This window comes from Citrobacter sp. Cu096 (assembly GCF_030332285.1).
In the GTDB taxonomy this organism is placed as follows: domain Bacteria; phylum Pseudomonadota; class Gammaproteobacteria; order Enterobacterales; family Enterobacteriaceae; genus Citrobacter; species Citrobacter meridianamericanus.
The window spans coordinates 168,825-183,352 of the sequence record NZ_JAOWID010000026.1; the positions used below are offsets into that span (position 1 = coordinate 168,825).

At 51.0% G+C, this 14,528-nt stretch carries 10 protein-coding genes and 5 tRNA genes; 11 read left to right on the top strand and 4 right to left on the bottom strand.

Annotated features, from left to right (window positions below; all coding sequences use genetic code 11):
- Window positions 1-39: 39 nt before the first annotated feature.
- Window positions 40-1,335 (top strand): MFS transporter, encoded by a 1,296-nt coding sequence (locus tag OGX99_RS12090; RefSeq protein WP_286543663.1) that lies wholly within the window; start codon window positions 40-42, stop codon window positions 1,333-1,335.
- Between the two features lie 51 nt (window positions 1,336-1,386).
- Here the strand turns inward: OGX99_RS12090 and OGX99_RS12095 are convergent, their stop codons facing one another.
- From OGX99_RS12095 to nagE, 4 genes are all read right to left on the bottom strand, one after another.
- On the bottom strand, window positions 1,387-1,719 hold the full coding sequence (locus OGX99_RS12095; RefSeq protein ID WP_003022817.1) for a ChiQ/YbfN family lipoprotein: 333 nt from the start codon (window positions 1,717-1,719) through the stop codon (window positions 1,387-1,389).
- A 49-nt stretch (window positions 1,720-1,768) separates the two neighbouring features.
- Window positions 1,769-3,175 carry a chitoporin ChiP gene (chiP, locus tag OGX99_RS12100; RefSeq protein ID WP_151219521.1) on the bottom strand — a complete coding sequence of 469 codons (1,407 nt, stop codon included), beginning with the start codon at window positions 3,173-3,175 and terminating at the stop codon, window positions 1,769-1,771.
- Between the two features lie 430 nt (window positions 3,176-3,605).
- Window positions 3,606-5,273 carry a glutamine--tRNA ligase gene (glnS, locus tag OGX99_RS12105; RefSeq protein ID WP_286543665.1) on the bottom strand — a complete coding sequence of 556 codons (1,668 nt, stop codon included), beginning with the start codon at window positions 5,271-5,273 and terminating at the stop codon, window positions 3,606-3,608.
- Window positions 5,274-5,460: 187 nt separating this feature from the next.
- Entirely contained in the window at window positions 5,461-7,410 is a 1,950-nt protein-coding gene (gene nagE, locus OGX99_RS12110) for a PTS N-acetyl glucosamine transporter subunit IIABC (protein WP_151219520.1), read from the bottom strand.
- A 343-nt stretch (window positions 7,411-7,753) separates the two neighbouring features.
- Here nagE and nagB point away from each other — a divergent pair, with 343 nt between their 5' ends.
- From nagB to OGX99_RS12160, 10 genes are all read left to right on the top strand, one after another.
- On the top strand, window positions 7,754-8,554 hold the full coding sequence (gene nagB, locus OGX99_RS12115) for a glucosamine-6-phosphate deaminase (protein WP_085047509.1): 801 nt from the start codon (window positions 7,754-7,756) through the stop codon (window positions 8,552-8,554).
- A 60-nt stretch (window positions 8,555-8,614) separates the two neighbouring features.
- Window positions 8,615-9,763: an N-acetylglucosamine-6-phosphate deacetylase gene (nagA, locus tag OGX99_RS12120; protein WP_151224925.1), complete on the top strand. Its 1,149-nt coding sequence runs from the start codon at window positions 8,615-8,617 to the stop codon at window positions 9,761-9,763.
- Window positions 9,764-9,771: 8 nt separating this feature from the next.
- Complete coding sequence (nagC, locus tag OGX99_RS12125) at window positions 9,772-10,992, top strand: DNA-binding transcriptional regulator NagC (protein WP_151219518.1); 1,221 nt, start codon at window positions 9,772-9,774, stop codon at window positions 10,990-10,992.
- 166 nt (window positions 10,993-11,158) lie between these two features.
- Window positions 11,159-11,911: a ribonucleotide monophosphatase NagD gene (gene nagD, locus OGX99_RS12130; protein ID WP_005121413.1), complete on the top strand. Its 753-nt coding sequence runs from the start codon at window positions 11,159-11,161 to the stop codon at window positions 11,909-11,911.
- A 251-nt stretch (window positions 11,912-12,162) separates the two neighbouring features.
- A complete protein-coding gene (gene asnB, locus OGX99_RS12135) occupies window positions 12,163-13,827 on the top strand; it encodes an asparagine synthase B (protein ID WP_286543667.1) in 1,665 nt (554 codons plus the stop codon).
- Between the two features lie 223 nt (window positions 13,828-14,050).
- A tRNA-Met gene (locus OGX99_RS12140) sits at window positions 14,051-14,127 on the top strand.
- 8 nt (window positions 14,128-14,135) lie between these two features.
- A tRNA-Leu gene (locus OGX99_RS12145) sits at window positions 14,136-14,220 on the top strand.
- A gap of 23 nt (window positions 14,221-14,243) precedes the next feature.
- Window positions 14,244-14,318, top strand: a tRNA-Gln gene (locus OGX99_RS12150).
- A gap of 37 nt (window positions 14,319-14,355) precedes the next feature.
- Window positions 14,356-14,430, top strand: a tRNA-Gln gene (locus OGX99_RS12155).
- Between the two features lie 20 nt (window positions 14,431-14,450).
- Window positions 14,451-14,527, top strand: a tRNA-Met gene (locus OGX99_RS12160).
- Window position 14,528: the final 1 nt, after the last annotated feature.

Here is a 14,528-nt window from a genome sequence, read left to right on the forward strand (position 1 = left end):
CCTCTATAAATATTATGATAAGACAGTGGAGCAAACCCAATGACACAACATCTATCGCGTGCCGGAACTTTCGGCGCAATACTGCGGGTAACCAGCGGTAATTTCCTCGAACAGTTCGACTTTTTTCTGTTCGGGTTTTACGCCACCTATATCGCAAAGACCTTCTTTCCCGCGGAGAGTGAATTTGCCGGGCTAATGTTAACTTTCGCCGTTTTTGGTTCGGGTTTCTTAATGCGACCCGTTGGCGCCATTGTACTGGGTGCTTACATCGACAGAATTGGTCGTCGTAAAGGTCTGATGGTAACGCTGGCGATTATGGGCTGCGGTACTCTGCTGATTGCCCTGGTACCCGGCTATCACAGTATTGGTCTGCTGGCTCCCGTGCTGGTATTACTAGGACGATTATTACAGGGATTTTCTGCAGGCGTGGAGTTAGGCGGCGTCTCAGTTTATCTTTCTGAAATCGCCACGCCTGGCAATAAAGGCTTCTACACCAGCTGGCAGTCCGCCAGTCAACAGGTCGCCATTGTGGTGGCAGCGCTGATTGGTTATGGCCTGAACGCCACCCTGGGACATGATGAGATCTCGGAATGGGGCTGGCGCATTCCCTTCTTTATTGGTTGCATGATTATTCCTTTGATCTTCGTGCTCCGCCGCTCGCTGCAGGAAACAGACGCATTTTTACAACGCACGCACCGCCCCGACACTCGGGAAATTTTCACCACTATCGTCAAAAACTGGCGTCTTATCGCTGCAGGTACGCTGCTGGTGGCGATGACCACAACGACATTTTACTTCATCACCGTCTACACCCCGACCTACGGCAGGGCTGTACTCCACCTGAGCGCTCGCGACAGCCTGGTGGTCACCATGCTGGTCGGTATTTCTAACTTTATCTGGCTGCCCATTGGCGGGGCCATTTCTGACCGAATTGGTCGTCGTCCGGTGTTAATGGGGATTACCATACTCGCTCTGATCACCACCTGGCCGGTAATGCACTGGCTCACCGCCGCACCAGATTTCACGCGCATGACACTGGTTCTGCTTTGGTTTTCGTTCTTTTTTGGTATGTACAACGGGGCAATGGTTGCCGCACTCACCGAGGTGATGCCTGTCTACGTCCGTACAGTGGGTTTTTCACTGGCATTCAGCCTTGCCACAGCTATTTTTGGCGGCCTTACACCCGTTATATCCACAGCGCTGGTCCAGCTAACCGGGGATAAAAGTTCACCAGGATGGTGGCTGATGTGTGCGGCACTTTGCGGACTCGCCGCTACAGCAATGCTGTTTATCCGGTTGAGCCGGGGTTATCAGCCGCTCGAACATAAACTCTGAAATGCAAACGGGCGGAGAAATCTCCGCCCGTTGTCTTTTTCATTTTTTGAATTACTGCGCGGCATTCTTGCTGCGAATTTCCTGCCAAACTTTGTCACAATCAGCATTAACGGCCTGATCGTTCCCCGTACGCGTGGCCTGGATACACTGCTGATAATCCAGCACACGTACGCTTTCTTCATTGGCAAACTGCTGGTGCTGTTTTTCTTTCTTCAGTACATTCAACACGCTTTGGCAGGCTTCTATTTTTTCCGGCGATCCTTGCGCGGTATTAATACACGCGCTGTAGGCTTCTTTCAGGCGGCTGTCTTCTTTCGGTGCAGGGGATTGCGTACAAGCCACCAGCCCTGATGCCATAACGGCGATGAGTATCAGTTTTTTCATAGCACTTTCCTCAACGAGGCGGCAGGCGCCCGGCCTGCCGCTATTGGCATTAGAAGATGGTGAATGGAGCGATAACAATGAACTTCACGTCGCGCTCATCCTGGAAGATGTTGCCGTAACCACCGCCCCAGCTCGGAATGTCTGAATGGTTGTCGTACTGGGTGAAGTGCAGTTTAAACATAGTGCCCTTCGCACGACCATCTTGCAGGGTGTAGACCGCATCCAGGCTGTAAGAGGACTCTTCGATAGTGCGGTTTTTGTCGTAGTACGCATCCGGGTTGAGCTGCCAGGTCGCTGGTTTGGCATCCCATGCGTAAACGTAGGACGCGCCCACTGCCCAGCCAGGCAGGTTCCAGTTCTTCAGATCATACATTGCGCCGAAGAAAACTGCCTTTTCGCCGTTGGCGTTGAAGTCAGAACGGTTATCCCACCAGATATCCAGGCGACCGTTTGATGAAGCGTAGGTCGGGGTCATACGCTGCAGGAAGTAGCCCTGCTGCCCGTCCGCTTTAACCCAGGTACCTTCCAGACGCAGGTCAACCACTTCCGCTACTTTATAACCGAAGGTCAGCGCCTGCAGCCAGGCCGTACCGTCATAAATATCGTTCACGGTGCGATCGTCAACTTTGTCACGTGCGCCGTAGAACTGATAGCTGGTGGTAAACGGATTACCCCCTAAATCGAATTTGTAGCTGGCTTTGGCGAAGTACTGATCGACGTAGCCCTCTGACTGGCCAAATGCCGCTTCCAGTAGCAGGTTATTTTTGAAATCATATTTCGCACCGATTGAGTGCAGGTAATCTACGCTGGTTTTTTTATCGGCCTGATAGAATTTATCAACTTCGGTGTGCCACGGTGCTTTATATTCATTGGCCCACATATAGGAGAAGCTCAGCGCACCAGCATCGCCATAGTCGAAGTTGGCGCCAGCTTCAGCACCCTGATAGGTACCTGGCATAAAGCTCCAGTGCGGAGCCAGCAAAGTCTGTCCGGTTGGTTGAATGTAACCGGCACGCGCCCAGGCTGGACCATATTTAAATTTAGCTGCTGCTTTATAAAGGCTAATCCCGCTCTTATCGCCGGAGTAATCTTCGTCATAGCCTTTATTTTTGGAAGAGAAGGCAATTTCGTTTGGATGACCGCTTTCACTACTTTCGTTCATTTCAATAGCAGTGAATGCTGCGATATCAATACCAAACATATCAGCCGCGTAACCGGACTGGAAGTCGAGGTTAGCATTCCAGGTGGAGTGAGAAAGGTTGGTTTTGTATTTGTCGTGATCGGTCACATCTTTACGGTCACGCTCACGCTGCCAGTAGTAGATGCCGCCGGTTAAGGTAGAGTCATCAATAAATCCTTCAGCGTGTACCTGGGGAGCGACAACAAAACCCGACATTGCTGTGATACCGGCGATAGCCAGCGCCAGCGTACTACGTTTGCCACTAAACGTACGCATATGTTAATCCTCTTTGACATAAAAATGCTGCCGACAAAAGCGGACAGCGAAAAAAATAAAAAAAGTAGCGCCAAGAAAACCTCAGTGACTACAATGAATAGACTATTTTTCGCGACGCGAATTATCAATCTCTTTCTGTAACGAGTATGTAATAGTATGAGCAACCGCACATATTTGATTGCTTTCTGTTACATTTTCATCGACAGATAAAAAAGCGTTGAAAAGTTGAAAAAATCGCTTGTTTTCCATGAGGATGAAATCGGTTTCAGCCTATTTCATATTGAGGTAAGTTATTTAAACGTAAAAATATTCAGCCATTCCATTATTACAGACATGTAATTAATTCGCTCCGCAAACGGAGCCTGGCGTACGGTTTTTTTGCGAAAAAAAACGCCGCATGACGCGGCGTTTAGACTGGAGGTATTGCGACTTATTCGCCGACTTTAGCCCACGTGTCGCGCAGACCAACGGTGCGGTTAAACACCAGCTTGTCTGCTGTTGCATAGCGGCTGTCCAGACAGAAGTAACCTTCACGCTCAAACTGGAACGCTTTGCCTGCAACCGCAGCCTGCAGCGATGGCTCACCGTAGCCCTGCTTAATGACCAACGATTCCGGGTTAATGACGGACAGGAAGTCTTCCGCCGCGCCTGGGTTTGGAACGCTAAACAGGCGATCGTACAGACGGATTTCAATCGGCAGCGCATGGGACGCGCTCACCCAGTGAATAACGCCTTTAACTTTACGACCATCAGCCGGATCTTTGCTCAGGGTATCGGCATCATAGGTGCAGAAAATGGTGGTGATATTCCCTTCCGCATCTTTCTCGACACGTTCGGCCTTGATCACGTAAGCGTTACGCAGACGCACTTCTTTGCCCATCACCAGACGTTTGTATTGCTTGTTCGCTTCTTCGCGGAAGTCTGCACGATCGATCCAAATTTCACCGCTAAACGGTACTTCACGGCTGCCCATTTCCGGTTTGTTCGGATGGTTAGGCATAGTGACCAGCTCGCTTTCGCCCTGTGGGTAGTTTTCGATAACCAGTTTCACCGGATCGATAACCGCCATCGCGCGCGGAGCGTTTTCGTTCAGATCTTCGCGGATACAGGATTCCAGAGAAGCGATCTCAATGGTGTTGTCCTGCTTAGTTACGCCAATGCGTTTGCAGAACTCGCGGATCGCGGCAGCGGTGTAACCGCGACGACGCAGGCCAGAAATTGTTGGCATACGCGGATCGTCCCAGCCCTCAACGTGCTTGTCGGTAACCAGCAGGTTCAGCTTGCGCTTGGACATCACGGTGTATTCCAGATTCAGGCGCGAGAATTCGTACTGGCGCGGGTGAACCGGGATGGTGATGTTATCCAACACCCAGTCGTACAGACGACGGTTATCCTGGAACTCCAGCGTACACAGTGAATGCGTAATGCCTTCCAGCGCATCGCTGATGCAGTGGGTAAAGTCGTACATCGGGTAGATGCACCACTTATTGCCGGTCTGGTGGTGTTCAGCGAACTTGATACGGTACAGCACCGGATCGCGCATCACGATAAATGGCGAAGCCATATCGATTTTCGCGCGCAGACAGGCTTTACCTTCTTCAAAACCACCGTTACGCATTTTTTCGAACAGCGCGAGGTTCTCTTCGACGCTACGATCGCGGAACGGGCTGTTTTTGCCCGGCTGAGTCAGCGTGCCACGGTATTCGCGGATTTCGTCCGCTGACAGTTCGTCAACGTACGCCAGGCCTTTATTAATAAGCTCTACCGCATAGGCGTGAAGCTGATCGAAGTAATCCGACGAGTAGCGAATGTCGCCAGTCCAGTGGAAACCTAACCATTCAACGTCGTTTTTAATCGACTCAACGTACTCGATATCTTCTTTAACCGGGTTCGTATCATCAAAACGCAGGTTGCACTGGCCCTGGTAATCTTGCGCAATGCCAAAGTTCAGACAAATGGATTTCGCGTGGCCAATGTGCAGATAGCCATTTGGCTCCGGCGGAAAACGTGTATGGATAGTGGTGTGCTTACCACTGGCCAGATCTTCATCGATGATCTGACGAATAAAGTTACTCGGGCGGGCTTCAGCCTCACTCATCGTGGATTCCTCAAAGCGTAAACAACGTATAACGGAACATGATCTTATAAGCGACGTCAGGAGACAACTATTAGTTGCACAAAAAAGGTGTTTCAGCAGGATATATGAGGGTATTTGCTGTAAAAAAAAGCGGCGGAGGATTATCCCCCGCCGCTTGAGGCACTTAACTTACTTTACTCAGGAGCAGTTATTTACCTTTAATCTCATACAGCGGTGTCTGACCAGCAACCACATGACCTTCGGCTTTAATGACCAGCGCGCCGAAATCATCGCTGTTGCTGCACACAACCGGGCTAATCATGGAACGTGCGTTGGCGTTCAGGAACTCCAGATCCATTTCCAGAATCGGTTGACCTGCCGTTACTTCCGCACCTTCTTCAACCAGACGCTTAAAGCCTTTACCTTCCAGCGCTACAGTATCGATGCCCATATGGACCACAATTTCCGCGCCTTTCACGGTTTCCAGGCAGAACGCATGGTTAGTGTTGAAGATTTTCACGATAGTGCCCGCAGCCGGAGCAACCACGATTTTATCCGTCGGTTTTACCGCCACGCCGTCGCCTACTGCTTTGCTGGCGAAGGCTTCATCAGGAACCTGCTCCAGTGCAACCACATCACCGGTAATAGGAGATACCAACGCTTCAACGGTGACCGCATTCGCGACAGCCTGCGGTTTTGCAACTGGAGCTGCTGCCGCTGGCGCACTTTCACCAAACGCTGCCGCCACCGGACCACGCGCGACAACTTTCTTCATTTCATCGCCAATGGATTCAGCTTTTGCACCCACGATGACCTGAATAGTTTGCTTGTTCAGCTTAACCACACCAGAAGCGCCCAAGCGTTTACACATCGCATCATTTACGCGACCAGAGTCGGCAACGGTCAGACGCAGACGGGTAATACAGGCATCAATCGCTTTCAGGTTATCGGTACCGCCAACCGCTGCAATGTAGCTGGTTGCCAGTTGAGCCAGACCTTCCTCAGTATTGCTGTTCGCTTCTTCAGTGACGATATCGTCTTCTTTATCTTCGCGGCCCGGCGTTTTCAGGTTAAACAGACGAATAACCGCGCTGAACAACACGAAGTAAATAACGAAGAACACCAGCCCCATCACCACCAGCATCCAGACGTTCTTACTTGCTGCCGGCAGGTTGTACATCAACACGTAGTCGATAGCACCTGCGGAGAAGGAGAAGCCCGCGTGGATCCCCAGCAGTGTCGCAACGAACAGGCTGATACCCGTTAACACTGCGTGCAGGAGGTACAGCAGCGGAGCCAGGAACATGAACAGGAATTCCAGCGGCTCGGTAACACCAGTCAGGAATGCAGTGATCGCCACGGACAGCAGCATACCGCCAACCATCGGACGACGTGCTTTTGGAGCCGCGAAGTACATCGCCAGCGCCGCACCCGGCAGACCAAACATCATGATCGGGAAGAAGCCAGACATGAACATACCCGCAGTACCGTCACCCGCATAGAAGCGGTTGATGTCACCGTGGAATACGGTTCCTGCGGCGTTAGTAAATTCGCCAATCTGGAACCAGGCGATGGTGTTCAGAACCTGATGCAGACCGGTTGGGATCAGCAGACGGTTGATGAAACCAAAGATACCTGAACCCAGCGCGCCAGCGCCTACGATCCACTCACCACCCGCGTGGATGGCGTTCTGCACCGGCGGCCACACGTAGCCAAAGATTGCAGCCAGCACCAGACAGAAAAAACCAGTGGCGATCGGCACGAAGCGTTTGCCGCCAAAGAAGCTCAGGAAGTCAGGCAGTTTGATACCAGACCAGCGGTTATAGACGGCGCCGCCGACCAGACCGGTAATGATACCCGCTAGCACACCCATGTTGATGGCTGGGTTAATGGTAACCATTGCTTTGGTCAATATGAAATAACCGACCGCACCCGCCAGCGCTGCCGCACCTGCGCTGTCTTTTGACCAGCTGGATGCCACACCGATCGCGAAAATTAACGCGAGGTTATCAAAAATGGCCCCACCCGCTTGCGCGATGAAGGGTACGTTAAGTAAATCTGGTTGGCCGAATCGCAGCAGCAGTGCCGCGACTGGCAGCACAGCGATGGGGAGCTGTAACGCCCTACCCAGCCGCTGGAAAAAACCTAAAATATTCATTTTATTCCCCCTACGAGACCCCGATTAGGCTTCTTTGGAAGCCATATTTTTATTGTGCGACCATTCCTGACAACAAGATTCTGGAACAACGATATTAACCATTCATCTACATTCAGAGTGTGTGAAAATTTAATTCGTATCGCAAATTAAAAGCATGTTTTTTGTGATTTCAGTCACCAAATATCGTTATTAACCCTCCCTTTCACTGGCTAACTACGAAAACTTATTTTATCATTCAAAAAATCGAAACGGATTGATCCTTACCGATGCAAAACCAGGTTACGCTTAATACTGCACAGAGACTCAATCCGCCAATTGCTTACATTTACTTTTGAGGTGAAGAATGAGACTGATCCCCCTGAATACCGCTGAACAAGTCGGCAAATGGGCTGCTCGCCATATCGTTAACCGTATTAACGCGTTCAAACCAACGGCAGATCGTCCGTTCGTTCTGGGCCTGCCGACTGGCGGTACTCCGCTGACAGCCTATAAAGCATTAGTCGAAATGCACAAAGCGGGCCAGGTGAGCTTCAAACATGTTGTCACTTTCAACATGGATGAATATGTAGGCCTGCCGAAGGAACATCCGGAAAGCTATCATAGTTTCATGCATCGTAACTTCTTTGATCACGTTGATATTCCAGCAGAAAACATCAACCTCCTCAATGGTAATGCGCCGGATATTGATGCAGAATGCCGTCAGTACGAAGAAAAAATCCGTTCTTACGGTAAAATCCACCTGTTCATGGGCGGTGTAGGTAATGATGGTCACATCGCGTTCAACGAACCGGCTTCCTCTTTGGCTTCCCGTACCCGCATCAAAACGCTGACTCACGACACGCGTGTTGCTAACTCACGCTTCTTTGACGGTGACGTAAACCAGGTGCCTAAATATGCGCTGACCGTTGGCGTGGGTACTCTGCTGGATGCTGAAGAAGTGATGATTTTGGTTCTGGGTCACCAGAAAGCGCAGGCCCTACAAGCCGCCGTTGAAGGCAATGTTAACCATATGTGGACCATCAGTTGCCTGCAGTTGCATCCGAAAGCCGTTGTGGTCTGCGATGAGCCTTCCACCATGGAACTGAAAGTGAAAACGCTGAAATACTTTAACGAGTTAGAAGCGGAAAATATTAAAGGTCTGTAATTGATGTCTCCGCCCTGTCGATGAGTTGCAGGGCGGCATTTTTTGAAATCGGGGGTCGGAATGTATGCTTTAACCCAGGGCCGGATCTTTACCGGTCACGAAATTCTTGATGACCATGCGATTGTTGTCGCCAATGGCCTGATTGACAGCGTTTGCCCACTGGCTGAGTTACCGTCAGGAATTGAACAGCGCTCACTGAATGGGGCCATTATTTCCCCCGGTTTTATCGATGTACAGCTAAACGGCTGCGGCGGCGTACAGTTTAACGATACGGCAGAAGCCGTAACCGTTGAAACGCTGGAAATCATGCAGAAAGCCAATGAAAAATCGGGCTGCACCAGCTTCCTGCCAACGCTTATCACCACCAGCGATGACCTGATGAAGCAGGGCGTTCGCGTCATGCGTGAATACCTGGCGAAACACCCGAATCAGGCATTAGGGCTTCATCTGGAGGGTCCGTGGCTGAATCTGGTGAAAAAAGGCACGCATAATCCGGGATTTGTCCGTCAACCGGACGCTGCGCTTGTCGATTTCCTGTGCGATAATGCCGATGTCATCACTAAAGTGACGCTGGCGCCAGAAATGGTTCCGGTAGAGGTCATCACCAAACTGGTGAATGCCGGTATTGTGGTTTCTGCGGGTCACTCAAATGCAACGGTCAAAGAAGCCAAAATCGGCTTCCGCGCAGGCATCACCTTTGCGACCCATTTGTTCAACGCGATGCCGTACATTACCGGTCGTGAACCGGGACTGGCGGGCGCAATTCTTGATGAAGCCGATATCTACTGCGGTATCATCGCCGATGGCCTGCACGTTGACTACGTTAACATTCGTAATGCCAAGCGCCTGAAAGGCGACAAGCTGTGCCTGGTCACCGACGCGACCGCGCCAGCAGGTGCAAACATTGAACAGTTCATTTTCGCTGGTAAAACAATATACTACCGCAATGGATTGTGCGTTGATGAGAACGGTACGTTGAGCGGTTCATCATTAACCATGATTGAAGGCGTACGCAATCTGGTCGAACATGCGAATATCGCTCTCGACGAAGTCCTGCGCATGGCAACGCTCTACCCTGCTCGCGCCATTGGCGTCGACAAACAACTCGGCAGCATCGCGCCAGGCAAAGTAGCCAACCTGACTGCGTTCACGCACGACTTTAAAATTATCAAGACCATCGTTAATGGCAACGAGGTCGTTACTGAGTAAGAGAAAGAATGACACCAGGCGGACAAGCTCAAATAGGTAATGTTGATCTCGTAAAACAGCTTAACAGCGCGGCGGTTTATCGCCTGATTGACCAGCATGGGCCAATCTCGCGAATTCAAATTGCCGAGCAAAGCCAGCTTGCCCCCGCCAGCGTAACCAAAATTACGCGTCAGTTGATCGAACGCGGGTTGATCAAAGAAGTCGATCAGCAGGCCTCCACCGGGGGCCGCCGCGCTATCTCCATCGTCACCGAAACCCGCAATTTCCACGCGATTGGTGTGCGACTGGGCCGTCACGATACCACGCTCACGCTCTATGACATGAGCAGTAAAGTGGTCGCTGAAGAGCACTACCCTCTCCCGGAGCGTACCCAGGAAACGCTGGAGTATGCGCTGCTCAACACCATTGCCTCCTTTATTGAGAGCTGCCAGCGGAAAATCCGCGAGCTGATTGCGATTTCCGTCATCCTGCCAGGCCTGGTTGACCCTGAAAGCGGTGTTATTCGCTATATGCCACACATTCAGGTTGAAAACTGGGGGCTGGTCGAAGCGCTTGAAAAACGCTTTAAGGTCACCTGCTTTGTCGGTCACGATATTCGCAGTCTGGCGCTGGCCGAGCACTATTTCGGGGCAAGTCAGGATTGCGAAGACTCCATTTTGGTGCGTGTTCACCGCGGAACCGGCGCGGGAATTATTTCCAATGGTCGCATTTTCATCGGTCGCAATGGCAACGTAGGTGAGATTGGTCATATTCAGGTAGAACCGCTGGGTGAGCGCTGTCACTGCGGTAATTTCGGCTGTCTGGAAACCATTGCGGCTAATGCTTCTATCGAACACCGCGTACAAAACTTGCTAAAACAAGGCTATCCAAGTCGGCTCACGCTGGATGATTGCAGTATCAAAGCCATCTGCAGGGCCGCGAATAAAGGCGACAATCTGGCAGCAGAAGTCATCGAGCACGTTGGTCGACACCTGGGTAAAACCATCGCTATCGCCATCAACCTGTTTAACCCGCAAAAAATCGTCATTGCAGGCGAAATTACCGAAGCGGATAAAGTGCTACTGCCAGCCATAGAGAGCTGTATCAACACGCAGGCGTTGAAGGCGTTTCGTCACAATTTACCGGTGGTTCGTTCCACGCTGGATCACCGCTCCGCCATTGGCGCCTTTGCGCTGGTGAAGCGTGCAATGCTCAACGGGACTTTGCTGCAACGTTTGCTGGAAAGCTAATACATGTCATCCTTCAAGCTGCCTCTGCGTTAGCTGCATCTGCTCAGCCCGGTCACTTACTTCAGTAAGCTCCAGGGTTTCGCAGACTTGCCGCCTTGATGCAACTCGAATGATGTCGTGTATTTTGTGTATAGTAATGCCTTCTTTTTTTAATGTCGGATTGTCCATGGCCATTAAGAATGTAATTTGTGATATCGACGGCGTGCTGATGCACGACAATGTTGCCGTACCGGGTGCGGCAGAATTTCTGACCGGGATTCTGGAAAAAGGTCTGCCGCTCGTTTTGCTGACTAACTACCCTTCACAGACCGGGCAAGATCTGGCCAACCGCTTCGCCACCGCAGGTGTGAATGTCCCCGATAGCGTCTTTTATACTTCTGCCATGGCTACCGCTGATTTTCTTCGTCGCCAGGAAGGTAAAAAGGCCTATGTGGTAGGTGAAGGAGCGCTGATCCACGAACTGTATAAAGCCGGATTTACGATTACCGACGTGAACCCGGATTTTGTGATTGTTGGCGAGACGCGTTCCTATAACTGGGACATGATGCATAAAGCCGCCTATTTTGTGGCTAACGGCGCCCGTTTCATCGCCACAAACCCGGATACTCACGGCCGTGGTTTTTATCCTGCCTGCGGTGCGCTGTGCGCCGGTATCGAAAAAATCTCTGGCCGTAAGCCGTTTTATGTGGGGAAACCCAGCCCGTGGATTATTCGTGCAGCGCTCAACAAAATGCAGGCGCACTCGGAAGAGACGGTTATCGTTGGCGACAACCTGCGTACCGATATTCTGGCGGGCTTCCAGGCGGGTCTGGAAACCATCCTGGTATTGTCTGGCGTATCGACGCTTGATGACATTGACAGCATGCCGTTCAGACCGAGCTGGATTTACCCGTCCGTTGCTGAGATAGACGTCATTTAATCCCCCTGGCCGGATAACACTACCTGCAAGTTATCCGGTCTGCAAAATCCATCCATTCAATAAAATCACCATTTCATTGCTGATTCATCAATAACAATGTTCATTACATAATCTTTTTTCACCAATCCACAATGACTATTGCGTTTTTTATTTTCTGACCCGTAATTCGCTTGCGCCCTCTCCCGCTTTGCGGCATTTTCTTTATCAGGCAAACATAAAAAGCATCACGCAACAGGTTAACGGAGAAGGTTATGTGTTCTATTTTTGGCGTATTCGATATTAAAACTGACGCAGTTGAACTGCGTAAAAAAGCCCTGGAATTGTCTCGTCTGATGCGCCATCGCGGTCCGGACTGGTCGGGTATTTACGCCGATGATAACGCCATTCTGGCGCATGAACGTCTGTCCATCGTCGACGTCAATGCCGGAGCTCAACCGCTGTACAACGTAAAGAAAACGCATATCCTGGCAGTTAACGGTGAAATTTATAACCATCAGGCGCTGCGCGCTGAATACGGCGATCGCTACCAGTTCCAGACCGGTTCCGACTGCGAAGTTATCCTCGCGCTGTACCAGGAAAAAGGCCCAGAGTTCCTGGATGACCTGCAAGGCATGTTTGCTTTTGCCCTGTACGACAGCGAGCAGGACGCTTATCTGATCGGTCGCGATCATATTGGGATCATCCCGCTATATATGGGTTACGACGAGCACGGTAACTTCTACGTCGCGTCTGAAATGAAAGCCCTTGTTCCTGTATGCCGCACGATCAAAGAATTCCCGGCAGGTAGCTATTTATGGAGCAAAGACGGCGAAATTCGTCAGTACTACCAGCGCGACTGGTTTGAATATGATGCGGTTAAAGACAACGTTACCGATAAAAACGAGCTGCGTCAGGCGCTGGAAGATGCGGTGAAAAGTCACCTGATGTCAGATGTTCCTTACGGTGTATTGCTGTCCGGCGGTCTGGATTCTTCGGTCATTTCCGCAATCACCAAAAAATACGCGGCGCGTCGTGTTGAAGATCAGGAACGTAGCGAAGCATGGTGGCCGCAACTGCACTCCTTCGCCGTCGGCCTGGAGGGCGCACCAGATCTGAAAGCCGCACAAGAAGTGGCGAACCATCTGGGTACCGTGCACCACGAGATCCACTTCACCGTGCAGGAAGGTCTGGATGCTATCCGCGACGTGATTTATCACATTGAAACTTACGATGTCACAACCATTCGCGCCTCGACGCCAATGTACTTAATGTCGCGTAAAATTAAAGCGATGGGCATTAAAATGGTGCTGTCGGGTGAAGGTTCGGACGAAGTGTTTGGCGGCTATCTCTATTTCCACAAAGCGCCGGATGCAAAAGAGCTGCATGAAGAGACCGTGCGCAAGCTACAGGCGCTGCATATGTTCGACTGCGCTCGCGCCAACAAAGCCATGTCAGCCTGGGGCGTGGAGGCTCGTGTGCCCTTCCTGGATAAGAAATTCCTTGATGTGGCGATGCGCATCAACCCGCAGGATAAAATGTGCGGCAACGGCAAAATGGAAAAACATGTTCTGCGCGAATGTTTTGAATCCTACCTGCCGGCAAGCGTCGCATGGCGGCAGAAAGAGCAGTTCTCTGACGGTGTCGGTTACAGTTGGATTGATACACTGAAAGAAGTCGCTGCTGAACAAGTTTCTGACCAACAACTGGAAACCGCCAGCTTCCGTTTCCCGTACAACACGCCATCATCTAAAGAGGCGTATTTGTATCGTGAAATTTTCGAAGAGCTGTTCCCGGTTGCGAGCGCGGCGGAATGTGTACCTGGCGGGCCGTCGGTTGCCTGTTCTTCGGCCAAAGCGATCGAATGGGATGAAGCGTTTAAAACCATGAACGATCCTTCAGGTCGTGCAGTTGGCGTACACCGATCCGCTTATAAATAAGTTAATCCCTGGAAAAGGGCCCTGCGGGGCTCTTTTTTTATGTCTGTTTTCTGTGCTAAAAAACAATTAATAACTAATAATTGCCGAATATTGCGTCATGCTGTTCGCAACCTAACCAAACAGTCACATTCCAGCTATTTTCAATGAAAAAGGGGTTGACGCTTCAAGGCTCAATACGCATAATGCGCCCCGCAACGCCGATAAGGTTACGCGAAAAAAAGATGGCTACGTAGCTCAGCTGGTTAGAGCACATCACTCATAATGATGGGGTCACAGGTTCGAATCCCGTCGTAGCCACCATCTTTTTTGCGGGAGTGGCGAAATTGGTAGACGCACCAGATTTAGGTTCTGGCGCCGCAAGGTGTGCGAGTTCAAGTCTCGCCTCCCGCACCATTCACCCGTAAGCGTTGCACGGATGGGGTATCGCCAAGCGGTAAGGCACCGGTTTTTGATACCGGCATTCCCTGGTTCGAATCCAGGTACCCCAGCCATTTTTTCTTCGATATAGCGGTTCACCGCAACGGTCATTGGGGTATCGCCAAGCGGTAAGGCACCGGTTTTTGATACCGGCATTCCCTGGTTCGAATCCAGGTACCCCAGCCATCGAAGATTAAGTAGTATATGGCTACGTAGCTCAGCTGGTTAGAGCACATCACTCATAATGATGGGGTCACAGGTTCGAATCCCGTCGTAGCCACCAT